The organism is Rhodococcus sp. MALMAid1271 (assembly GCF_049195265.1).
Lineage (GTDB): Bacteria > Actinomycetota > Actinomycetes > Mycobacteriales > Mycobacteriaceae > Rhodococcoides.
On sequence record NZ_JBMIRQ010000111.1, the window covers coordinates 1 to 21,920 of the forward strand.

Annotated in this window: 23 protein-coding genes and 1 pseudogene; 11 read left to right on the forward strand and 13 right to left on the reverse strand. The window is 65.0% G+C overall.

What is annotated here, in order from left to right; genetic code table 11:
• From ACOQFP_RS21115 to ACOQFP_RS21130, 4 genes and pseudogenes are all read left to right on the forward strand, one after another.
• Nucleotides 1-252, forward strand: a pseudogene (locus ACOQFP_RS21115) (HNH endonuclease); the annotation flags it as partial.
• Between the two features lie 149 nt (nucleotides 253-401).
• Entirely contained in the window at nucleotides 402-743 is a 342-nt protein-coding gene (locus ACOQFP_RS21120) for a TfoX/Sxy family protein (protein ID WP_421585436.1), read from the forward strand.
• Nucleotides 744-1,136: 393 nt separating this feature from the next.
• Nucleotides 1,137-1,898, forward strand: coding sequence for an HAD-IIA family hydrolase (locus ACOQFP_RS21125; protein WP_206489082.1), 762 nt, complete (start codon nucleotides 1,137-1,139; stop codon nucleotides 1,896-1,898).
• Complete coding sequence (locus ACOQFP_RS21130) at nucleotides 1,895-2,968, forward strand: isochorismate synthase (RefSeq protein WP_421585437.1); 1,074 nt, start codon at nucleotides 1,895-1,897, stop codon at nucleotides 2,966-2,968. The genes ACOQFP_RS21125 and ACOQFP_RS21130 overlap by 4 nt, the downstream gene beginning before the upstream one ends.
• A 5-nt stretch (nucleotides 2,969-2,973) precedes the next feature.
• On the opposite strand, the gene ACOQFP_RS21135 is transcribed toward ACOQFP_RS21130, so the two are convergent.
• The 4 genes from ACOQFP_RS21135 to ACOQFP_RS21150 all read right to left on the reverse strand — a co-directional run bounded on the left by ACOQFP_RS21135 (nucleotide 2,974) and on the right by ACOQFP_RS21150 (nucleotide 6,183).
• Nucleotides 2,974-4,188 carry an O-succinylhomoserine sulfhydrylase gene (locus ACOQFP_RS21135; RefSeq protein ID WP_206489081.1) on the reverse strand — a complete coding sequence of 405 codons (1,215 nt, stop codon included), beginning with the start codon at nucleotides 4,186-4,188 and terminating at the stop codon, nucleotides 2,974-2,976.
• A gap of 110 nt (nucleotides 4,189-4,298) precedes the next feature.
• Nucleotides 4,299-4,712: a rhodanese-like domain-containing protein gene (locus ACOQFP_RS21140; protein WP_421585438.1), complete on the reverse strand. Its 414-nt coding sequence runs from the start codon at nucleotides 4,710-4,712 to the stop codon at nucleotides 4,299-4,301.
• A 48-nt stretch (nucleotides 4,713-4,760) separates the two neighbouring features.
• Nucleotides 4,761-5,288: a hypothetical protein gene (locus ACOQFP_RS21145; RefSeq protein ID WP_421585439.1), complete on the reverse strand. Its 528-nt coding sequence runs from the start codon at nucleotides 5,286-5,288 to the stop codon at nucleotides 4,761-4,763.
• Nucleotides 5,289-5,322: 34 nt separating this feature from the next.
• A complete protein-coding gene (locus ACOQFP_RS21150; protein ID WP_341244763.1) occupies nucleotides 5,323-6,183 on the reverse strand; it encodes a TauD/TfdA family dioxygenase in 861 nt (286 codons plus the stop codon).
• 303 nt (nucleotides 6,184-6,486) lie between these two features.
• On the opposite strand from ACOQFP_RS21150, the gene ACOQFP_RS21155 reads away from it, so the two are divergent.
• A complete protein-coding gene (locus tag ACOQFP_RS21155; RefSeq protein WP_206488866.1) occupies nucleotides 6,487-7,872 on the forward strand; it encodes an FAD-dependent oxidoreductase in 1,386 nt (461 codons plus the stop codon).
• A 104-nt stretch (nucleotides 7,873-7,976) separates the two neighbouring features.
• Here the strand turns inward: ACOQFP_RS21155 and ACOQFP_RS21160 are convergent, their stop codons facing one another.
• Nucleotides 7,977-8,846 carry an SMP-30/gluconolactonase/LRE family protein gene (locus tag ACOQFP_RS21160; RefSeq protein ID WP_421585440.1) on the reverse strand — a complete coding sequence of 290 codons (870 nt, stop codon included), beginning with the start codon at nucleotides 8,844-8,846 and terminating at the stop codon, nucleotides 7,977-7,979.
• Between the two features lie 67 nt (nucleotides 8,847-8,913).
• On the opposite strand from ACOQFP_RS21160, the gene ACOQFP_RS21165 reads away from it, so the two are divergent.
• The gene (locus ACOQFP_RS21165) at nucleotides 8,914-9,648 is read left to right on the forward strand and encodes an amidohydrolase family protein (protein ID WP_206489080.1); all 735 of its coding nucleotides are present in this window, start codon (nucleotides 8,914-8,916) and stop codon (nucleotides 9,646-9,648) included.
• On the opposite strand, the gene ACOQFP_RS21170 is transcribed toward ACOQFP_RS21165, so the two are convergent.
• Nucleotides 9,645-10,127, reverse strand: coding sequence for a DUF456 domain-containing protein (locus ACOQFP_RS21170; RefSeq protein ID WP_206488864.1), 483 nt, complete (start codon nucleotides 10,125-10,127; stop codon nucleotides 9,645-9,647). The two genes, ACOQFP_RS21165 and ACOQFP_RS21170, sit on opposite strands and share 4 nt — an antisense overlap.
• Nucleotides 10,128-10,178: 51 nt before the next feature.
• On the reverse strand, nucleotides 10,179-11,384 hold the full coding sequence (gene purT, locus ACOQFP_RS21175; RefSeq protein WP_421585441.1) for a formate-dependent phosphoribosylglycinamide formyltransferase: 1,206 nt from the start codon (nucleotides 11,382-11,384) through the stop codon (nucleotides 10,179-10,181).
• A gap of 86 nt (nucleotides 11,385-11,470) precedes the next feature.
• Here purT and ACOQFP_RS21180 point away from each other — a divergent pair, with 86 nt between their 5' ends.
• Nucleotides 11,471-12,547, forward strand: a complete 1,077-nt coding sequence (locus ACOQFP_RS21180; protein WP_206488862.1) for a CaiB/BaiF CoA transferase family protein — start codon at nucleotides 11,471-11,473, stop codon at nucleotides 12,545-12,547.
• A gap of 118 nt (nucleotides 12,548-12,665) precedes the next feature.
• Here the strand turns inward: ACOQFP_RS21180 and ACOQFP_RS21185 are convergent, their stop codons facing one another.
• A complete protein-coding gene (locus ACOQFP_RS21185; protein ID WP_421585442.1) occupies nucleotides 12,666-14,147 on the reverse strand; it encodes a PLP-dependent aminotransferase family protein in 1,482 nt (493 codons plus the stop codon).
• Between the two features lie 91 nt (nucleotides 14,148-14,238).
• Here ACOQFP_RS21185 and ACOQFP_RS21190 point away from each other — a divergent pair, with 91 nt between their 5' ends.
• Nucleotides 14,239-14,763: a methylated-DNA--[protein]-cysteine S-methyltransferase gene (locus ACOQFP_RS21190; protein ID WP_421585443.1), complete on the forward strand. Its 525-nt coding sequence runs from the start codon at nucleotides 14,239-14,241 to the stop codon at nucleotides 14,761-14,763.
• 69 nt (nucleotides 14,764-14,832) lie between these two features.
• Here ACOQFP_RS21190 and ACOQFP_RS21195 read toward each other — a convergent pair whose 3' ends face one another.
• Nucleotides 14,833-15,246 (reverse strand): LGFP repeat-containing protein, encoded by a 414-nt coding sequence (locus ACOQFP_RS21195; protein WP_421585444.1) that lies wholly within the window; start codon nucleotides 15,244-15,246, stop codon nucleotides 14,833-14,835.
• A gap of 165 nt (nucleotides 15,247-15,411) precedes the next feature.
• On the reverse strand, nucleotides 15,412-16,701 hold the full coding sequence (locus tag ACOQFP_RS21200) for an adenylosuccinate synthase (RefSeq protein WP_421585445.1): 1,290 nt from the start codon (nucleotides 16,699-16,701) through the stop codon (nucleotides 15,412-15,414).
• A gap of 163 nt (nucleotides 16,702-16,864) precedes the next feature.
• On the opposite strand from ACOQFP_RS21200, the gene ACOQFP_RS21205 reads away from it, so the two are divergent.
• Together ACOQFP_RS21205 and ACOQFP_RS21210 are read left to right on the forward strand one after the other, a co-directional pair.
• The gene (locus tag ACOQFP_RS21205; RefSeq protein ID WP_206488853.1) at nucleotides 16,865-17,569 is read left to right on the forward strand and encodes a hypothetical protein; all 705 of its coding nucleotides are present in this window, start codon (nucleotides 16,865-16,867) and stop codon (nucleotides 17,567-17,569) included.
• Nucleotides 17,566-18,339 carry a site-2 protease family protein gene (locus tag ACOQFP_RS21210; protein WP_206489077.1) on the forward strand — a complete coding sequence of 258 codons (774 nt, stop codon included), beginning with the start codon at nucleotides 17,566-17,568 and terminating at the stop codon, nucleotides 18,337-18,339. The genes ACOQFP_RS21205 and ACOQFP_RS21210 overlap by 4 nt, the downstream gene beginning before the upstream one ends.
• Nucleotide 18,340: 1 nt before the next feature.
• On the opposite strand, the gene ACOQFP_RS21215 is transcribed toward ACOQFP_RS21210, so the two are convergent.
• Nucleotides 18,341-19,282 carry a helix-turn-helix transcriptional regulator gene (locus tag ACOQFP_RS21215; protein WP_421585446.1) on the reverse strand — a complete coding sequence of 314 codons (942 nt, stop codon included), beginning with the start codon at nucleotides 19,280-19,282 and terminating at the stop codon, nucleotides 18,341-18,343.
• A 53-nt stretch (nucleotides 19,283-19,335) separates the two neighbouring features.
• Here ACOQFP_RS21215 and ACOQFP_RS21220 point away from each other — a divergent pair, with 53 nt between their 5' ends.
• The gene (locus ACOQFP_RS21220; protein ID WP_341245154.1) at nucleotides 19,336-19,800 is read left to right on the forward strand and encodes a pyridoxamine 5'-phosphate oxidase family protein; all 465 of its coding nucleotides are present in this window, start codon (nucleotides 19,336-19,338) and stop codon (nucleotides 19,798-19,800) included.
• Here the strand turns inward: ACOQFP_RS21220 and ACOQFP_RS21225 are convergent.
• The gene (locus ACOQFP_RS21225) at nucleotides 19,790-20,716 is read right to left on the reverse strand and encodes a cation diffusion facilitator family transporter (protein ID WP_341245155.1); all 927 of its coding nucleotides are present in this window, start codon (nucleotides 20,714-20,716) and stop codon (nucleotides 19,790-19,792) included. The two genes, ACOQFP_RS21220 and ACOQFP_RS21225, sit on opposite strands and share 11 nt — an antisense overlap.
• 89 nt (nucleotides 20,717-20,805) lie before the next feature.
• Nucleotides 20,806-21,867: an FUSC family protein gene (locus ACOQFP_RS21230; RefSeq protein WP_421585447.1), complete on the reverse strand. Its 1,062-nt coding sequence runs from the start codon at nucleotides 21,865-21,867 to the stop codon at nucleotides 20,806-20,808.
• Nucleotides 21,868-21,920: the final 53 nt, after the last annotated feature.

The following is a 21,920-nucleotide window of genomic DNA, read 5'->3' on the forward strand; positions in this document are numbered from 1 at the left end:
GACATGCACCACGCACTCGTCGGCACCGGCCCCGGCACATGGGCCACCACCAAAACCACCGCACGCCACCGCTACCCGGGCCGCACCCTCTGGCACCCACCCGCCGACATCGACCCCCAACGTCGCGGGCTGATCAACCACGCACACCACCCCGAAGAAGTACTGCACCCACCCGACCACCACAACCACAACACCGGGGACACCGAGGACACCGGCCGAACCGGCGACGAAGAACCACGACAACCCGCGTAACCACCCATACCAGCACCAGGGCACAGCCCTGCCTACTGCACCCACCTGCGCTGAAGCCAACGGCATGCCACACAGCGAGGATCCACGGTTGCGCCCACTACCGATCAGGTCTTCGATGAGAGCCACGATGACCGGAAAGGCGCAAGCGCATGGCGTACGACGAGCTTCTTGCCGATCGCATCCGCGGCATCCTCACCGACCAGAAGAGTCTGCGGGAGCAGAAGATGTTCGGCGGTCTGGCTTTCCTGGTGCGAGGCAAGATGGTGGCGTGCGTCGGCATCGGAGATCGAGCTCTACTGGTTCGAGTGGATGGAGATCGCGAACCCGAATTCCTGCAGTTCGACGGAGCCCTGCACGCTGTCATGGGCCGAGGTCGCTCGATGGGCGCAGGGTGGATCACTGTCGACGCAGCGGCACTGGAGAACGAGGCAGCACTGCAGTTCTGGGTGTCCGCGGCTCTCGAGCACAATGCGAACACAGCCGGCAAGTAGCAACCGTCGAAGCCCCTGCCTCGACAGCACCGGGAAAACCTGGAAACCGAATCACGTTGACTCGAAACCTTGCCCGGTGCAGAGATTCTCGCGACCATCGTTCGAGTCAGTCACCGATCGAGGGAACGGGGGAGTCATGATCGAGCACGTCGAATCGTGGAACTGCTCCCGCCGCCGTCGAACCGTTCGGCGTCTGGGGTGGCACCACGGCCCGCGAAACGCCAACTTCACAGAGCCAACTCCCGGCTCGCCGAAGATCGAGCGGCAAGTTGGTAGCAGGACCGAAGCCGGCGGAACGACCCGATAGTTCGGCAGTCGAGCCTGAGCGCGACCGGCGTAGTTCACAATGGAAGGGTGAGCGAAACAGACAAGCCCCAGCCGTGGACGTATCTGATGGACATGGACGGTGTCCTCGTACACGAAGACCACTTGATCCCCGGCGCAGATACGTTTCTCGCCGAGTTGCAGGCCAACGAGATTCCTTTCATCGTGCTGACCAACAACTCGATTCGTACCCCTCGCGACCTGCGGGCCCGTTTGGCGTTCACCGGTTTGGACATTCCGGAGAAGTCCATCTGGACATCGGCTCTGGCCACCGCGACGTTCCTCGGTAATCAGCGCCCCGGCGGCAGTGCATACGTGGTCGGCGAGTCGGGTCTGACCACGGCTCTGCACGACATCGGCTACACGCTCACCGACTCGAGTCCCGATTACGTGGTGCTCGGCGAAACCCGGACGTACTCGTTCGAGGCCATCACCACCGCCATTCGTCTCGTGGAGAAGGGGTCGCGTTTCATCGCCACCAACCCCGACGCCACCGGCCCGTCCCGTGAGGGTTCGCTGCCCGCGACGGGTTCGGTGGCCGCGTTGATCACCAAGGCCACCGGCAAGGAGCCCTACTACGTGGGCAAGCCCAACGCGTTGATGATGCGTTCGGCGCTGCGCGCGATCGGCGGCCACTCCGAGAACACGTTGATGATCGGTGATCGGATGGATACCGACGTACTCTCGGGTCTCGAGGCGGGGTTGCAGACGATCCTCGTTCTCACCGGAATCTCGACGGTCCAGTCCGTCGAGCAGTATCCGTTCCGGCCGACCATGGTCCTCGATTCCGTCGCCGACTTGGTGGGCCGCACTCAGAACCCCTTCCGATGACACTCGAATTCGTGCTCTCCCGCCTCGATCATCACGTCGTCGGACGGGGCGTTCGGCACGCGTTTCCCGATATCGCCGACGCGGTGGCCGCGGTACGCGAGGGCCGAAATGTGCTCGGTGCGATCCCGTTCGATATGTCCGAGGCCACCGCTCTGATCGAACCGGAGGAGTTCTACCGACTCGACGGGCCCTGGGCGACGGTGGATGCTCAACCGCCGCTACCCACGGTCACCGTGGCAGGACAGGTCCCCGACCCGAGCGTCCATGTGCAGCGAGTGCGAGATGTCGTAGAACAATTGAAAGCCGGTGTCGCCGAGAAGATCGTGCTCGCGCGGGCCATCGAGGTGACCGCGGATTCACCGATCGATCCCGCCTCGATGTTGAGCGCGCTGGTCGCGCGCGATCCGATGGGCAACGGTTTCCTGGCCGACCTCGCCCCCACGAGCGAATCCGGCAGGCACATCGTCGGTGCGAGTCCTGAGTTGCTGGTTCGCAAGCGCGGCAACATCGTCAGCTGCCACCCGTTCGCGGGGACGGCTGCCCGCTCGGCCGATCCCGATGAGGACACGCGCATCTCGGCGGCGTTGACGGCGAGCGCCAAAGACCAGGCCGAGCATCGATTCGTCGTCGACGAGATCCGTGCTGCATTGGCACCGTTCTGCGAGACGCTCGAGGTGCCCGAGACACCCCAACTGAGCAGCACTCCGCAGCTGTGGCACCTGTCGACACCCATCGTCGGGGACCTGACCGATCCCAGGACATCGGCGCTCGACCTGGCGCTGGCCCTGCATCCCACCGCCGCCGTCGCCGGGGTTCCCAGGGCCGCAGCGATGGATGCCATCAGAGACCTCGAGGGTTCCCGCGGCTTCTACGCCGGTGCCGTCGGGTGGACCGACGGCAGCGGAGACGGCGAGTGGATGGTTGCGATCCGCTGCATCGAACTCGCCGCCGACGGGTTGTCCGGTACCGCCACCGCAGGCGGCGGCATCGTCGCAGGGTCCGATCCCGACGCCGAACTCGAGGAGACGACGGCCAAATTTCGCACCGTTCTCAGCGTGTTCGAGCGCTGATACCGCTATTTCAAAGCCTGGTCCAAGTCTGCGAGCAGATCCTCTGTGTCCTCCAGCCCGATCGAAATGCGCACCACCCCGTCGGTGATGCCCACTGCCGCACGACCTTCCGGCCCCATCGCACGGTGTGTGGTGGTGGCCGGGTGGGTGATGAGCGACTTGGAGTCACCCAGATTGTTGGAGATGTCGACGATACGCAACGCGTCGAGTACCTCGAAGGCGCGCTTCTTACCTTCCCCCTCGGGGGCGTCGAGCTCGAACGTCACCACGGTGCCGCCGCCGGACATCTGCGATTTCGCCAGCTCGTGCTGCGGATGTGACTGCAGGAACGGATATTTCACCCAACGCACCGCGGCGTGACCTTCGAGGAACTCGGCGACCTGCAGCGCGGAGTTCACCGAATGTCGCACTCGCACCGGCATGGTCTCCAGTCCTTTGAGCAGCGTCCAGGCATTGAACGGGCTCAGCGCCGGGCCGGTGTGACGCATCAGAGTCTGCACCGGTCCGTCGATGTACTCCTTCGATCCGAGGATCGCTCCGCCGAGCACCCGACCCTGACCGTCGATGTGCTTGGTGCCGGAGTACACCACCACATCGGCACCGAGTTCGAGGCTGCGCTGCAGCAGTGGCGTCGCGAACACGTTGTCCAACACCACCGTTGCACCGGCAGCATGAGCCATCTCCGAAACACGCCTGACATCGACCAGCGACTGCATCGGGTTGGACGGCGTCTCGAAGAACACGGCCGTCGTCGGCACCGACAACGCCTGCTCCCACTGCTCGAGGTCGTCTCCGTCGACGAAGACGGTCTCGACGCCCCAGCGCGGCAGGATCTCGTTGCACACCACGAAGCAGGATCCGAAAAGGCTACGCGCAGCGACCAATCGGTCTCCGGCCTTCAACAATGCGCCCAACGCGGTGAACACCGCAGACATTCCGCTGGATGTACCGAAGCAGGCCTGCGCCCCCTCGATCAGTCGCAGACGCTCCTCGAACATCTTGACCGTCGGGTTGCCGTAGCGCGAGTACACGAAATGATCGATGTCACCGGTGAACGCCTGCTCCGCCGCACCGGCACTCTCGTAGACGAAACCCGAAGAGAGATAGAGCGCCTCGGCATTCTCGTCGAACCCCGATCGCATCAGGCCGCCGCGGACGCCCAGCGTTCCCTGACCGACCCCCTCGGGCAAGGGCTTGTCGAATCCGCCGCCGCGTGGCATCCCCTTGTCGCTCCGCTCCTGCCCGCCGGTAGAACTCCCCGTGTCGCTTCGCTCCTGCCCGCCGGTAGAACTCCCCTTGTCGCTTCGCTCCTGCCCGCCGCCCGGAATACTCACGACTGCCTCCACGGCAACCCGACCGCACGCCAGCCCGTGGCTCCGCGGTGTCCCTCGGCATCGGTGGCTCCTTCGAAGCCGTCGAGCACGTTGTAGGACGGGCCGATCCCGGCGGCCGTCGCGGCTTGCGCGGCACCGATGGACCGCTGACCGGAGCGGCACAGGAACACCACCGGCCGTTCACCGTCCACTCCCGCTGCTTTCAGGTCCTCGACGAAGTTGGTGTTTCGGGCACCGTCGGGAAAACTGACCCATTCGATCAGGTGGGTCGGACGGTCGATGCTCGATGTGTCCGGGACTCCGACGTACTGCCACTCGGCGCGCGTCCTGACGTCCACGAGCACGGCCTCGGGGTCCCGTGAAAGCAACTCCCACGCCGCCTCGGGAGTTATGTCACCTGCGTAGGTCACTTGATCAGCCTTCCGTCACTCACTGTTACCTCGACACCGGTCCACGAATCAGACATTGCATACCAACCACTTGTCGTCGATGCGCACGAACTTCCACTTCTCGTCGGTCTGCACTCCGGATTTTGCTTCCTTCAGCGGGACCGTCACCACACCGCGGTCGCCGTTGATCTCGTAGTTCGAGGGCACGCCGTCGATGGAGGTCTCGCCGTTGCGCTCCACCTCGCCTTCCCGATCGAGTCGGTACTGCGCATCGTCGCCGGGAATGAGCAGCGCAACCTCGTCGAAGCAGGTGTTCTCGCGCAGCAGATCCGCGTTGCCGGTGTTCTGCGCCTCGAGGAATCCCTCGACGCTGTCGGTGAGCAGCTGAGCTTGCGTCACGTTGTTCTCGGCAGGAGCGAGTTTCGAGGCCACGAAAATGCCGACGAGCAGGACGACGGCGACGCCTGCGGCGATGATGAACGGCCATGCGTTGGGCTGACGCTCCTCGCCGGAGTTCGCAGCCGTCGCCGACGCGTTGTTGCGCGCTTCCTCGCGACTGTCGACCCATTGCTGTCTACGTTCACTCCATGACGCCATGCGGCCAATCTTCCTCGATCCGACCGTTCAGTCACTAGTTGGGGCCGACCGGGATATCGCCACGCAGGGTGATGCGGTGCATTGTGCGATGCTCGGTGCCGTAGTCACGATTGGCGTAGTGCGAGGTGCTGCGGTTGTCCCACAGCACCAGATCGCCCAGCTGCCAGCGGTGCCGCACGATGTGCTCGGGCTTGGTCAGGTGCGCGTACAGCATGTCGAGGATCCCGCGGCTCTCGGCCTCCGACACCCCGACGATGTGGGAGGTGAAACCCGGATTGACGAACAGCCCCTTGCGGCCGGTCTCCGGATGGACCCGCACGACGGGATGTTCGACGGGGACCAGGGCGGTGACTTCCTTGCCGTCCCACACGTTGCCTTTTCCGCCGCGTGTGCGCGCGAGGTAGTAACCGAATTCGCGGTTGCCGTCGTGTACTGCCGTGAGCCCGTCGATCATGCTGCGCACCGGCGCGGACAGCGACTCGTAGGCCAGTTGGCTGTCGGCCCAGTTGGTGTCGCCGCCGTGCGCGGGCAGCACGACGGGCCGCAGGATCGAGCCCATCGGTGGCCGTTCCATGAACGTGACATCGGTGTGCCACACGTCGGCGAATCCGTTGTCCTGACTGTCGAGGGCGTAGACCTCGGGAGCGACGTGGCCGCTGTCGTGTACCGGGTGGCCTGCGGTGAGGTCTCCCAGACGTCGACCGAATTCGATGTGTGCCGCGTCGTCGAGCGTCTGTCCGCGCAGCACCAGCACCTTGTGTTCGACGAGGGCTGCCCGGAGGGCGAGGATCTGCGCATCGGAGGCCGAGGCGACGTCGAGTCCGAGGATCTCGGCTCCGAACGACGGGCCGAATGTGGCGACGGTGAGAGTGGCGGGCTGTTCCAGAGTGGTCATGTGTCCTCGAATCCGTGCACGGCGAGCGAATTGCATTCAGGCAGCGCTGCCGTCGAGAGAGGTCCCGTCCTGATTTTCTCGAGGAACCGGGATTGTGGGCGTCGGGTCAGGTCACCGACAACACATGTTGGTGCAGGTACGACAGAAGTCGACGGTGAACCGCCGGACCAGGAATGTCGTCTGCACAGCCAATTCCTACCGGAAACCGGGAAATACGGCAACTTGCCCACCGCCCCAGCTCAGGTAGTGCTTAATTTATGCTGGGGTGTCCGCACTTCCCTCGAAGAAGGTAGCTCGCTGCACATGACTGATCAGACTCGTCCACTCCGCGTCGCCATCGTCGGTGCCGGACCGGCAGGCATCTATGCCGCCGACGCGCTCATGAAGTCCGACCACAATGTCAGCGGACCGGGCGTGAGCATCGACCTCTTCGAGCGTATGCCTGCCCCGTTCGGGCTCATTCGCTACGGCGTGGCCCCCGATCACCCGCGCATCAAGGGCATCATCACCGCGCTGCACAAGGTGCTCGACAAGCCACAGGTTCGCCTGCTCGGCAACATCGACTACGGCACCGACATCGACCTCGACGACCTGCGCCGCTTCTACGACGCCGTCATCTTCTCCACCGGAGCCAACGCCGACCGTGCGCTGAACATCCCCGGCATCGACCTCGACGGTAGCTACGGCGCCGCCGATTTCGTCTCCTGGTACGACGGCCACCCGGACGTGCCGCGCACCTGGCCGCTCGAGGCCGAGAAGGTCGCAGTACTCGGCGTCGGCAACGTCGCCCTCGACGTCGCGCGCGTCCTGGCCAAGACCGGTGACGAACTCCTGCCCACCGAGATCCCGTCCAACGTCTACGAGGGCCTCAAGGCCAACAAGGCCCTCGAGGTACACGTCTTCGGCCGCCGCGGGCCAGCTCAGGCCAAGTTCACCCCGCTGGAGCTGCGCGAGCTCGACCATTCACCGAACATCGAGGTGATCGTCGCCCCCGAGGACATCGACTACGACGAAGGCTCCGAGCAGGCCCGCCGCAACTCCAAGCAGGTCGACATGGTCGCAAACACCCTGCAGGACTGGGCCATCCGCGACGTCGGTAGCCGCCCGCACAAGCTGTTCCTGCATTTCTTCGAGTCCCCCAGCGAGGTACTCGGCGAGGACGGCAAGGTCGTGGGTCTGCGTACCGAGCGCACCGAGCTCGACGGAACCGGCAACGTACGCGGCACCGGAAAGTACAACGACTGGGAGGTCCAGGCCGTCTACCGTGCCGTCGGTTACCTGAGCCAGAACATCAGCGCGCTCCCCTTCGACGAGCAGGCGGGCACCATCCCCAACGAGGCCGGCCGGGTCATGGAGTCACCGCACTCGAGCACACCCGTGCCCGCCACCTACGTCACCGGCTGGATCAAGCGCGGCCCCGTCGGCCTCATCGGTCACACCAAGGGCGACGCCAACGAAACCGTCGCGAATCTGCTCGAGGATGCGCCGAGCTTCGCCGGTGCGGCCGAGCCCGACCTCGATGCCGTCACCTCGTTCCTCGAGGGCAAGCAGGTTCCGTTCACCACCTGGGACGGCTGGTACCGCCTCGACGCACACGAGCGTTCCCTCGGTGAGCCCGAGGGCCGCGAGCGGGTCAAGGTCGTCGAGCGTGAGGACATGCTCAAGGCCTCCGAGCCCGACAAGGCCTAGAGCGGCTGGCACCGCATGTGAGTGCGGAGCCTGCGGGTCGTTCCGCAGGCTCCACTCCTGCCTCGGCCCCTGCTACGAAGTTCCACTCACATGCGCGAAGCGCTCTACACCCGAACCGCCAGCAACTTGCCCTCGGTTTCGACCTTGCGCTGATGTTCGTTGAAATCCGGTGCAGCGCAGACGAACAGCGTGCGACCGTCGACGCCGCCGAGCCCGCAGGCGAACACCCCGAGGTCGAAATCGAGCTGTTCGAGAACCTCACCGCCTTGCTCCACGTGCAGTACTCGCTGTCCCAGCGCATCGGCGATCCACATCGTGCCGTCGGAGTCGATGCAGCACCCGTCGGCGGCAACCTTCACCTCACCGATCGCCGTGGCCATATCCGTCGACGTCGGCACATCGCCGAAGATCGCCCAGTCCCGCCGCTCCCCCAGCGACCCGTCCGCTGCGATGTCGAACGCACTGACCCTGTTGCCGACCGTCTCGTCCACCAGCAGCTCGCCCGATGCCGTGAACGCCATTCCGTTGGGGAAGTACAGGTCCGAGGCAACGACATGGGCCGAACCGTCCGGGTCTACGCGAATCAGTTCGGCTGTCTCCACCGGGGCGAAATTCATCAGATCGAACCCGAAGTTCCCGACGTAGGCGCGGCCCTGCGGGTCGACGAGCATGTCGTTGAGGTTCGCGGTCACATAGGTCGAGAGGTCGGCGTGGACGGTCAGCGAACCGTCGTGCTCACGCAGCAGCAGCTTGTAGTCGCGCATGGACACGATCAGCAGTCGGCCGTCGGGTAGCCACCCCAGCCCCGAGGGCTGATTGGGTACCTCGGCTTCGACTCGTGCATCGGAGCCGTCCTCCAGAGCAGACACGACGCGGTGAGAGTAGAAGTCCGATACCCAGATCCTTCCCTCGTGCCAGCGTGGACATTCGAAATAGGTGTAGCCGTCGAGAACGACAGTGGTCTCCGGTTTCATGTTTCGCATTCAAACACCGCGACGGTCGGTCGCAACGGCAATTGCTCGAGCTGGCATGCTTGGACCCGTGTTCGACGCCCACCTGCACATCATCGACCCTCGGTTTCCGCTGGTCGAGAACCACGGATTTCTGCCCGATCCCTACACGGTTTCGAACTACCTGTACGACGTCGACGGGCTCGGCATCACCGGAGGAGCGGTGGTATCGGCCTCGTTCCAAGGTACCGATCAGAGCTATCTGCTCTCGGCCCTCGCGACCCTCGGGCGCGGCTGGGCCGGCGTCACTCAGATCGATCCCGAGTGCTCCGACGAGGACATCCTCGCGTTGCACGACGCGGGCGTGCGGGGAATGCGGTTCAACCTCAAACGCGGCGAGACCGACGTCGAGATGCTCACCACTCAGGCTCGGCGCGTGCACGAGTTGGTCGGCTGGCACGCAGAGCTGTATGTCGATGCATCCCTGCTGCTCTCGCTCGAGCCCATTCTCGCGAAGCTACCGGCGGTGAGTATCGATCACCTCGGCCTGTCGACTCAGGGGCTGCCGTATCTGCTCAACCTGGTCGACCGCGGAGTACGCGTCAAGGCAACGGGATTCGGCCGCGTCGACCTCGACATCGCCGATACGCTGAAGCAGATTCATCGGGTCAATCCCGAGGCGTTGATGTTCGGCACCGATCTACCTGGTACCCGCGCCCCACGTCCGTTCTCGGAGAACGACATCGACATCATTTCCCATGCCGTCGGCGGCGATCTCCCCGCTGTGCTCGACGGTAATGCCAGGGCCTGGTACCGGATCGACTAAACCAGCACTGCTCCGCCGAGCCACACTGCGGACGCGAGCAAAGCCCCGAACAGCTCGACCAAAATCGACAACCCGGCCGCCTTGGTGGCGTGAACTGTCGATTGCCACGCCTGGGAATGATTGCGATGCCTGGGCACTTCCGCGATGTACACCCCGCCGATGAAGCCGATGAACAGTCCGACGACGGGGATGACGAAGAACCCGACGATCCCGAGCAGTCCGCCGAGCACCAGCGATCGCATCGGCACGCCGGCCTCCCGCATGCGTCGGCCCGGCCACGTGTATTTGACGACCCCGCTGATCACCAGCAGCAACGTCGCGATCGCGAACACGGTCCAGGCGGCGGCGCCGCCGGTGAGCCACGCCCACACTGCGACGGCCGCGAAGATCACGATGGTGCCGGGCAGAATCGGGACGACGATGCCGACGAGCCCGATCACAATCGCAAGGCCGACCAGGGTCTCTCCGAACACACTCATGCGCTCAGTGTGCCTTGTCCCGGAAGCAGGCGCGGTGGGTCAGGCAGTGGGTCAGGCAGTGGGCCGCACCTCGCCCGCGGCCTCGCGTGCCCTGGCCCTGGCGGTGTCGATGTCCGAGGCCGTCGACACCGCGACGCCCATCCGGCGGCGGACGAAGCTGGTCGGCTTGCCGAACAGCCGCAGGTCGGTCTCGGGGACTTTCAGCGCGGCGGCGACGCCGCCGAAGTAGATTCCGTCCGCGTCGACGCCTCCGTAGATCACTGCCGAAGCGCCCGGCGAGAGCAGTGTCGTGTCGATCGGCAGACCCAGTATCGCGCGGGCATGCAGCTCGAACTCCGAGAACCGTTGCGTACGAAGCGTGACCAGGCCGGTGTCGTGCGGCCGAGGACTGACCTCGGAGAAGTACACGTTGTCGCCCTGAACGAACAGCTCGACGCCGAACAATCCGTACCCACCGAGCGCCGTCGTGATGCGCTCGGCGACTTCGCGGGCACCCGCGAGCGCTGCGTCGGACATCGGTTGCGGCTGCCAGGATTCGACGTAGTCACCGGATTCCTGGAGGTGGCCGATCGGCTCGCAGAACGACGTTCCGTCCACCCCGCGGACCGTCAGAAGTGTTATCTCGTAATCGAAGTCGACGAACCCCTCGACGATGACGCGGCCGAGGTCGACCCGGCCGCCTTTCAGCGCGTACTCCCAGGCCGCCTCGACATCGTCCTCGCTGCGAACGACGGACTGGCCCTTGCCCGAGGACGACATGACCGGCTTGATGACGGCGGGAAAGCCGATGGTGGACAACGCTTGCCGAACGTCGTCGAGCGAATCGGCGAAGGCGTAGGGCGACGTCGGCAGTCCGAGCTCCTCGGCTGCGAGTCGCCTGATGCCCTCACGGTTCATCGTCAACTGCGTAGCCCGAGCCGTCGGAACCACCGTGGTTCTGCCCTTGGCCTCCACCTCGGCCAGTGCATCGGTGGCGATGGCCTCGATCTCCGGGACGACGAAGTCCGGCTGTTGCGCATCGATCAGTGCCAGCAGCTCTTCGGGGTTGCTCATGTCGATGGTGAACGCGTGATGGGCCACTTGATGGCCGGGGGCGTTGTCGTAACGGTCGACGGCAATGATTTCGACACCGAGGCGCTGGAACGCGATGATCACCTCTTTGCCCAACTCACCTGCTCCGAGCAGCATCACCCGGGTGGCCCCGGGAGTCAGCGGAGTACCGATGCGAACGGAATCTGGGGCAGTCACGGCCATCATTATCCACACCCGAATCGGTTGGACGCCCTAGTACACGTTAGTCTCCAGTCACATTCGCAGCTGACGAGTCGGAACGGGGCAACAACGTGTCGAACAATGGTGGACCGCTCGCAGGGCTTCGCGTCGTCGAACTCGCAGGCATCGGACCCGGCCCGCACGCGGCATTGCTGCTGGCAGACCTCGGCGCAGACGTCGTACGCGTCCAACGCGCCGGGCAGATCGCGCCCCACGACCACCAGCTACGCAGCCGCACCGTCGTCGAGGCGAATCTCAAGGACCCCGCCGACATCGAGAAGATTCTCGGGCTGCTCGAGCGCGCCGACGTGCTGATCGAAGGTTTCCGCCCCGGCGTCACCGAACGCCTCGGACTCGGACCCGACGACGCCCTGGCCCGCAATCCGCGCCTGGTCTACGGCCGGATGACCGGCTGGGGGCAGGACGGCCCGTGGGCGCAGACGGCCGGCCACGACATCAACTACATCTCGGTCACCGGGGTGCTCAACGCCATCGGCCGCGCCGGCGAGCGTCCGGTGCCGCCGATGAACATGGTCGGCGATTTCGGTGGCGGTTCGATGTTCCTCGTCTTCGGCATCATGGCGGCGCTCTACGAGCGTCAGAACTCCGGGCAGGGCCAGGTGGTCGACGCGGCCATGGTCGACGGCACCGCTGCGCTGTCGCACATGATCTGGGCGTGGCGCGGGGTCGGCGCGTGGAGCGATGACCGCGGCACCAACTTGTTGGACACCGGTGCCCCGTTCTACGACACCTACGAGACGTCCGACGGCGGCTACATGGCCGTCGGATCGCTCGAGCCGCAGTTCTACACCGAACTGCTGAAGGGCCTCGGCCTCACCGACGCCGACCTGCCCCCGCAGATGGACAAGTCCCGCTGGCCGGAGCTGCGCGAGAGATTCACTGCCACATTCCTTTCGAAGACCCGCGACGAATGGGCCGCGATCTTCGACGGCACCGACGCGTGCGTGTCGCCGGTCCTCACTTTCGCCGAGGCCCCGGCGCACCCTCATATGAAGGATCGCGGCTCGCTCATCGATGTCGGCGGCGTCACGCAGCACCGTCCGGCGCCGCGGTTCTCTCGCACCGAAAACGCGGTCCCGACGCCACCGCCTGCTGCGGCAACCGATATCGCCTCGGTCTGGAGCTAGCCTGCCGCACAACTGGGTCATTCCGCAGGCTCCACTCCCGGTGCCGAACTCGAAGTTATGGATGCTTTTCAGCTGATTTCCGTCCTTGACTTCGAGTTCGCCGACAGGACTGGGCCACTCAGAAGACCAACGCGGGCTGCTCCGATTCGACGCCCGTGGCGAGGGCTCGATACGCTGCGGCAGTGGCCACCACCGCGGCCCGAAGCTCTTGCGGCTCACGGGTGTACGGGAGCCTGAGGTAGCGCTCGAAGGCACCTTCGACGCCGAATCGCGGCCCCGCCGCCAGCACCGCCCCGAAGGCAGGAGCGGTAGCGGCCAGAGCACTCGACACCGGCGCAGGCAGCTGCAGCCACAGCGACATACCTCCGGAGGATCGGCGATAGCGCCAACTCGGAACATGCTCGGCCAGAGCGTCTTCGAGCGCGTCGCGGCGCTCACGCAGCTGTGAACGGCGTAGCTCGAGGGCTGGTTCCGCGTCCTGCAGCAGAAACGAGGACGCCAATTGATCCATGATCGAGGTGCCGAGGTCGTGGGCGGCGCGCGAGCCTGCGAGCTGCGAGACCAAGGACGGGTGCGCCCTGATCCACCCGATGCGTAGACCACCCCAGAACGATTTGGATGCCGAACCGATCGTGATGATGTCCGATCCCGACACTCGCCCGAACGAGGCCACCGGGGGCGGCGGCGGAGCGTCGAGCCACAGATCCACCATCGTCTCGTCGACGATGAGCGTCATGCGGGCATCTCGGGTGATGCGGGCCAGTTCGGCCCGACCCTCGGCGTCAAGAACCTGCCCGGTCGGGTTGTGGAAATCCGGAATAAGATACGCGATCTTCGCGGCGGTTTGTCTTGCAGCACTACCGATTCCGTCGAGATCCCAGTCGCCTTCGGCGGGGCGCACCGGCACCGGCACCGGCCGAGCGCCCACCCGCCTGATGGCTTCGAGCGCATTGGGATAGGTGGGGTGATCGATCAGGACGCGGTCGCCGGGCGCGGTCAACGTACCGAGCAGCAGCCGAACCGCTTGCTGCGCACCGGACGTCACCATGATCTGATCTGCAGTGGTGGGCAGCCCACGTTCCACGAAGCGTTGCGTGATGGCCTCGCGCAGCACGGCCAACCCGATGGGTTCCATCCCGTGTGTCGACAAATACGTCGGGAGGGCTTGTAGCGCGGATTCGTAGGCGTCCGTCATGGTGCCGTCGGCCGCGGACATCGCGGCGTGAGACATGTCCACCACCGGTCCTGACGGCGCGCTCGAGTGGATCAGCAATCCGTTCGGGGTGAGCGGAGCGGGCAGCGCCACGGTACTGCGCGAGCCCTGCTTGCTGATCAGATAGCCCTCGTCACGGAGTACCGAGTACGAGGACGTGATGGTGGTACGACTCAGGTCGAGGGCCGCCGACAGGTCACGTTCACTCGGCAGACCGACTCCGAGTGGAATACGTCCGTCGTGAATGAGCAGTCGCACGCCGTCCGCCAACGCACGATAAGTCGGACGCGAGGTCTTGCGCTTGCCCGATCCTTCCGAGGACGCCTCACCCCGCCAGCTGCCGAGATCGCGGGCCAGTGACGTTGCGTTGAGGACTCTGGAGGCCATGATTGCCAGTATTCGCCCACTGGCATCGAATATTCAAGTCCATTGCCTGACCTACTGGACTGCTGGACGCACTCAGGTGGATACTGAGGCAATGCCGAGCTACACGCTCTTCGACACCGCCATCGGCCGCTGCGGACTTGCGTGGACCGAGGACGGTGTCATCGCCGTTGCGCTGCCCGAGCCGTCGAGCGAGGCCATGACGGACTACCTGGCCGGCTTCGGAGCCACGGCGGGTCCGATCGAAGCCGTGGCGGCCGACGCGATCGCTCGAGTCTCCGAACTCCTGGAGGGCAGGACGGTGGACATGAGCCCGATTCCACTGGTACTGAACGTCTCCGAATTCGATGCGGCGGTCTACACCGTCTGCAGCACGATTCCCCGTGGTGCGACACTGACGTACGGCGATATCGCGCGCAGACTCGGCCACCCCGGCGCAGCCCGAGCGGTGGGCGGGGCGCTCGGACGCAACCCGGTGCCGATCATCGTTCCGTGCCATCGCGTTCTCGGGGCGGGCACGGAAGTGGGCGGCTTCTCGGCACCGGGTGGTGCGAATACCAAACAGCGAATTCTCGGCATCGAAGGTGTCGCGGGATTCGACGAGCCGACTTTGTTCTGAACTAATTCCGAGGGGTAATTCGAACTTTCGGACCGGATAATCAGCTCGAAACAGCGGCGAAGAATTCTTTCAGGCAGACACCTCGAAGAACGACTGATCTTCTGGCACCGACTCCACACCCGATTCCTCATGCCGACCGCCGATGGTGAAGGCACCCAGATCCGGCAACCATCCTATGGCTCCGCGTTGAAATCGATTGTATCGACCGGATCCCGTCGGCGTCGGACGCTCGTTGCTGATCGGATAACCAAGTGCACCATAGGGTCCGCCGTGACCGAGATACCAGTCGAGGATGGGGCCGTGCACCTCGTGCGCACCTCCATCGGGCAACGCGAAGACCGTGGCATGTGCAAATTCGAGCATTCCCCCGCCTTCGGGGCCGAGCATGAATTCGCCGGTTTGCGCGCCGATCCATGGATGTTCGTAAGCGAAGCGATCGAATTGGTACCCGAAAACTTCCAATCCGTTGTAATTCTCAGTCATCGACCGGCCCTCCGTCGCTGTACGTGAGAGCAATTATCCACATTCACCCGGGTCGGCGCAGTCCAATTCGGACATATCTGGAAAAGGGTCACTGTTCGATTTCTCGATAGAAAGAGAACAGCCCCGAGGCGATAAGCCTCGGGGCAGTCGATTCGCGCGAACTACCTACCGCAGAATGTCTCGACGCACGATGGTCTCGTCGCGCCCCGGTCCGACGCCGATGCACGAGATGTATGCGCCCGACAGCTCTTCGAGGCGCAGCACGTAGTTCTGCGCGTTGATCGGCAGTTCTTCGAACGTGCGGGCACCGGAGATGTCCTCCCACCAACCGGGCATCTCCTCGTAGATCGGCTTCGCATGATGGAAACCGGTCTGTGTCATCGGCATCTCGTCGTGCCGAACGCCGTCCACGTCGTACGCGACGCAGATCGGCACCGTATCGAGGCTGGAGAGCACGTCGAGCTTGGTCAGGAAGTAATCGGTGATGCCGTTGACACGGGTGGCGTAGCGCGCGATGACGGCATCGAACCAACCCGTCCGCCGTGCGCGACCGGTGGTGACACCCACCTCGCCGCCCTGCTTGGCCAGGTACTCACCGTGATTGTCGAACAGCTCGGTCGGGAACGGACCCGAACCGACCCGCGTCGTGTACGCCTTGAGGATGCCGAGCACCGTGGTGATCTTGTTGGGACCGATTCCCGATCCGACCGATGCGCCGCCCGCCGTCGGGTTCGAGGACGTGACATAGGGGTAGGTGCCGTGATCTACGTCGAGCAGGGTGCCCTGCGATCCCTCGAGCAGCACGGTCTCGCCGCGCTCGAGTGCCAGGTTCAGCTGCAGCCTGGTGTCGGTGATCCGGTGCTTGAAGCCCTCTGCCTGTTCGAGCACCTCGTCGACGACCTGCTGCGAATCCAAGGCGCGCCGGTTGTAGATCTTCGAGAGCACCTGGTTCTTGAATTCCAGTGCCGCTTCGACTTTCTGGGTCAGGATCTTCTCGTCGAGCACATCGGCTGCTCGCACTCCGACCCGCGCCAGCTTGTCCTGGTAGCAGGGCCCGATGCCGCGCCCGGTGGTGCCGATCTTCTTGGCTCCGAGGAAGCGCTCGGTCACTTTGTCGATGGCCACGTGGTACGGCATGATCAGGTGCGCATCGGCGCTGAGCAGCAGGTTCGAGGTATCGACCTCGCGCTTTTCCAGGCCGTCGAGCTCGGTGAGCAACACACCCGGATCGACGACGACGCCGTTGCCGATCACGTTCTTCACGCCAGGGGTGAGGATTCCGGAAGGAATCAGATGCAGCGCGAACTTGTCGCCGTTCGGAAGAACGACGGTGTGCCCGGCGTTGTTGCCACCCTGGTAGCGGACGACCCACTGGAGGCGTTCGCCGAACAGGTCGGTGGCCTTGCCTTTGCCCTCGTCGCCCCACTGGGCGCCGATCAGGACTATCGCCGGCATGTGCTCTCCTACGTTGCTTTCGTGCGAGGACGTGCTGCGGGTCTGCTCGAACGAACCCAGCAGTCACCATTTGCCGCAGGCGCGACAGTGGCCGGGAGAACAGTCTAGCCGAGCCGGTGAGCTGGCCCGCATGCCACTACGGTCGGGCCGAAACGGGGGCACTATGGTCGTGACGAGGATTCATCGGAGATCGAGGAGCGCTGTGACACCGTTCGTTCTGCAGTGCGGAAGCCCGCCGCTGCCGATCACGCTGACCGACGTCCCTCTGCGCAGCGCACAACCGGTTCCAACCGATGACGACTGCAGCGCGATCTTCTCCGACATCGAATCGGCCTCGACCCCCCGCATCATCGTCCTGGGCGACGATGCCTCGCTGGCCGCGGTCCTGACCCGGTTGATGCGCACCGACCGCCTACACATCGAGATCGCGTTCGTGCCGGAGACCGCAACCAACGCAGCGCACATCTACAAACTCGGCACCGGATCACGCGCGGCCAAGGTGGCACTGACCGGCACGGCGTCGAGCACGCCCCTGATTCGCGACGACGCAGGCAAAGCCGTCGTCGGTCGGGCCCTTCTCGGTGGTGCCGACGGCGCCGAACTCGAGGGCGAGGCCTACGTCGACGACGCTCGGCTGTTCTCCGGCTTCGTCCCCGGCGTCGAGGTGGCACCGACCCCGGAACTGCCTGGTCTGCGTGCACGCGTGATCAGTCGACGACGCCTGCTGCCCCGCCGCTGGGTGAGCGGGCGGGCGATGCAACTCGGCTCCCCCGCCGCTCAACTGCTGCGCGACGGCATTGCCGGCGACCGAACGGTGAAGCGTTCGACGTTCTACCGCCACGATCAGGAATGGCTGCTGGTCCGATGACCGTGCCGCTGCGCCGCAGCCCCGTTCTGCCCAGCCCGGTGTTCGTGGCCGTTCTGGCCGTCGCCGCAGTGGGCGGAGCTCTTGCCTGGACGGCCGAGGACGTCACGTCCGTCACCGCGCGCCTCGGAGTGTTCGTGCTGGTCCTGGCCGGATGGATCGTCTCGGTCTGCTTGCACGAGTTCGGCCACGCGGTCACCGCATTTCGCGCCGGAGATCGCGAGGTCGAACTTCGCGGCTATCTGACGCTCAACCCGCTGAAATACACCCACCCGTTGCTCTCGATCGTGCTGCCGGTGGTTTTCATCGCAATCGGCGGTATCGGCTTGCCGGGCGGTGCGGTGTACCTACGCACGGGCCAGTTCACGCCGTCGACGCAGCGACGCATCGCTCTCGCCGGCCCGCTCGCCAATGCCGTTGTCGCCGTGGCTCTTCTGGTCACCATCAGGCTGTTCGGCACCGACGGCACCCACTCCGCATTCTGGTACGGGCTCAGTTTCCTGGCGTTCCTGCAGATCATGGCCACTGTGTTGAACCTGATTCCGGTGCCCGGTCTCGACGGATATGCCGCACTCGAACCCTCGCTCTCACCCGCCACTCGGGCGTCGCTGGCCCAGTTCAAGACCTACGGTCTGCTCGTCCTCGTAGCCCTGCTGTTCGTACCGGCAGTCAATTCCGCATTCTTCGGGGCGATATACACCCTCTTCGGGCTGTCCGGCATTCCCGAGTTCTACGCGGGCAACGGCAACTTCCTGATGCGTTTCTGGTTGTAGCTCAACGGTTGTCGAGAGCGATCTCGGACGCGAGGTCATGCAGAGATCGCCGCAGCGACGCCGGCACCTGAACGCGAACTCCCCCGCCGAGGGACAGGAGCTGCCCCAGGGCCACTTCCTCGCTCTCGAGCACGAGGTCGAGGGTAGTCCAGCCATCGCGGTCGGGCGGTGCGACGGCAGGCATCGCCGTGGTGCCGATGAACCGCGGCAGTGCACGACATGCTCGATCGGACAGTCGAACTCGACACCGATACTTCAGCAACGATCGGTCGAACTCCGCCATCGACGCGGTCCACCACTGGGCCAGATCGAACCCCTCGGGCCGAAACACGGCCGACGCCAACTCCGTTACCTCGCCGACCCGGTCCACCCGAAACGACAGTATTTTCGTTCCCAGCCGCGCCACCAGATACCAGACCGAAGCTTTCACCACCAGACCCAGCGGACCGACGACGCGTCGTTCGCCTCGGTAGGTCATCTCGATATCGTGACCGGCCAGCACTGCCCGGGCCAACACGGGAACGACGTCGTTCGATGCGGGAACGGTGAACCACCCGGGCACGTCCACGTGGAGGCGATCACGCCACAGTCGAGCACTCGACCGAAGCGGCGCGGGCAGCGCGCCGAGGAGTTTGCTCTCGGCCGCCGCCGTGGCATCGGACAACCCCAGATCGGCGGCGACCGACGGCAGGCCGAGGAACATCAGTGCCGATGTCTCGGTGCCGGTCATGCCGGTCAGCGCGGAGTTCCAACCGTCGAGCAGCCGGATGCCGCCGCCGGGGCCGGTTTCGGTCCACAGCGGCACGCCCGCCGCACCGAGTGCACCGATATCGCGGTAGATGGTCCGGACGGACACCTCGACCTGCTCGGCCAGCGATTGCGCCGTCGCCGTCCGCCCGCTCTGGAGCAGCAGCATGATGCGGAGCAACCGCGCGGAACGCATTGCTCGATATTACTGACACAAGATGTCAGTAATAGTGGCGAATACTCGAATTCATGACGACGTGGAACGAGTTCTCGACGGCAGCACCACACCTGGCATCGGCAGTCAGGGCCAGATTCACCGCCCACAAACACCACGTGCTCGCGACGCTGCGAGCGGACGGCTCACCCCGGGTGAGCGGTACCGAGGTCGAGTTCACCGACGGTGGCCAAGCGCGGCTGGGTTCGATGCTCGGCGCGGTCAAGGTCCTGGACCTGCAGCGCGACGGACGGTGTGCACTGCACAGCAATCCGGGTCATCACACGATGGAGGGCGGGGACGCGAAGATCGGCGGGCGAGCCATCGAGATCACCGACCCGGCTGTGCTGCAACCGATATTCGAAGCCGCACCCGACATGGCCCCGTACCACGTGTTCGACATCGACATCACCGAGGTGGTACTCACCTCGCTGGTGGACGATCACATGCAGATCGACCTGTGGCGGCCCGGACGCGAGGTCCGCACCGTCACCAGGTGAGCTCTTCCTTGCATGTTCGACCGTGTGCGGCCGGCTCGACCTGCACCGTCGCGTGGTCGAGTCCGTAGGTCGAGAGCAACGACCTGGCGCGGTCCAGCACCATCGACGTTGCCCCCTCGCACTCGAGATGCACTGTGGCCACATCCATTCCGGTGGTCAGCGTCCACACGTGCAGGTCGTGCACGCCCGTCACCCCGGGCAGCGCCCGCAGATCCCCGGTCAGCGCGTCGACGTCGATATCGGCCGGGCTCGCCTGGGTGAGAATGCGCAGCGCCGAACCGGCGAGCTTGATCGCACGCGGTATCACCCACAGAGAGATCAGGACGCCGACGACGATATCGGCCCAGGTCCACCCGAATGCGACCATCGAGATGCCTGCGACGAGAACTCCGACACTGCCGACCGCGTCGGCCAGCACTTCCATGTACGCGCCGCGGACCGCGAGGGAATCCTTGGCGTCGCCGCGAATGAGAAGCATGACTACGATATTGGCGGCCAGTCCAGCGGTTGCCGTGAGAACGAGTGGCACACCGGGGATTTCCGGAGCGTCGCCGATGCGGGATATGGCCTCGTACATGATGAAGGCCGCAACACCTAGCAGCAGAACGGCATTCGCGATGGCCGTGAGGACCTCGGCGCGGTGCCAGCCGAAAGTTCTTCCGGCAGCGGCACTTCCCTTGCGGGCCAGCAGCAGGGCAATCAACCCCATCGACATTCCGAGCACATCGGTGAGCATGTGCCCGGCGTCGGCGAGCAGACCCAATGATCCGATCGCAAGCGCGACGGTGGCCTCCACGACGAGGAACACCACCAGAATCGCCAAGGCGATGACCATCTTGCGAACCCGGGACTTCGGCGGCCCCGCACCGGCGTGGGAACCTCCCACGCCGTGACTGTGCCCGTGACCCGCGCCCATGACTCCCCCTCGCTCACCGAAATCTGCTTCCGGGAGTCACCATATGCGTACATACGCATATGTGCAATGGTCTGCCGTCTTCAGACCCTCTATTCCTCCGGCGGGACGTGCGGATTCTTCACCGTCGGCGGAAGCGTGGCCAAGGCGGAGATGCGTTTGAGCCCGGCGACCTGCAGCAAATCGACGATGATCGACCGCAACTGCGCCAGCACCACCGTCGCCGACAGACCGGCATCGGCGATCAGCTCCGGCTTCGCACCGGCGGCGACCGAACGCAACACCCGAGCCGCCTCAGCCGCATCCGGCTTCTGCCCCGGATCGGCGAGAACCATCTGACGCAGCACATCCACCGCATGCGCCAGTTTCTCCACCTCGTCGACCACGCGGGGATCGAGAATCTCGTCGTCTCGCACCAGCGTCAGCGATCGCCGCGCAAGGACCCGAATGTTGCGTACGGCATTGTCGATGGGATCGGCGGTCGCCGCGAGAGCCGCCAAACGCGTGCGGTGATTCCAGTACATCGGCGAAATCCGGGCAATTTCCCGACCGCCCCTGAGATCGGTCCGCAGAGCATCGATACCGGACTGTGTCGCGCGCGCCTTCCGCAAGGCCTCTTCGATCGGCTTGGGATCGTTGGCCACCAAGCCGTCGGCCACCTTCTGCAAGATGTTCGACGCCGTAGCCAGCACGTTCGCCGCGTCCTTACGAGCCCGCCAGACCGGATGCGTCGGAATCAACGCCACGATCGCGATGCCCACCAGACCACCGACCAACGCGTCGACCATGCGGTTGGGGCCGCCCATGTCGCCCGGCGGTATGAGGGTCGCCACCAGAACCGCCGACGAGCCGGCCTGCATCGAAATGATGGGGCCGCCGTCGAGGAACACGGCACCGGACATCGCCAGCACCACCACGAGCGCGATCTGCCAGGGCCCGCTACCGATCAGCGCAATCAGCAGGTCGCCGACGCCGATGCCGACGGTCACCCCGACGACGAGCTCTGCCGATCGGCGCAACCGCGCGCCGAGCGAGACGCCGAGCGAGACGACAGCGGCGATCGGCGCGAAGAACGGCCGTTCGTGACCGACGATGTCCGTCGCGACCCACCACGCCACCCCTGCGGCAAGAGCGCACTGAACGATCGGCAGCATCGACAATCTCAGCCGGGCCGAACCCGTCGTCAGTCGCGTCCGGCCACGCGCAC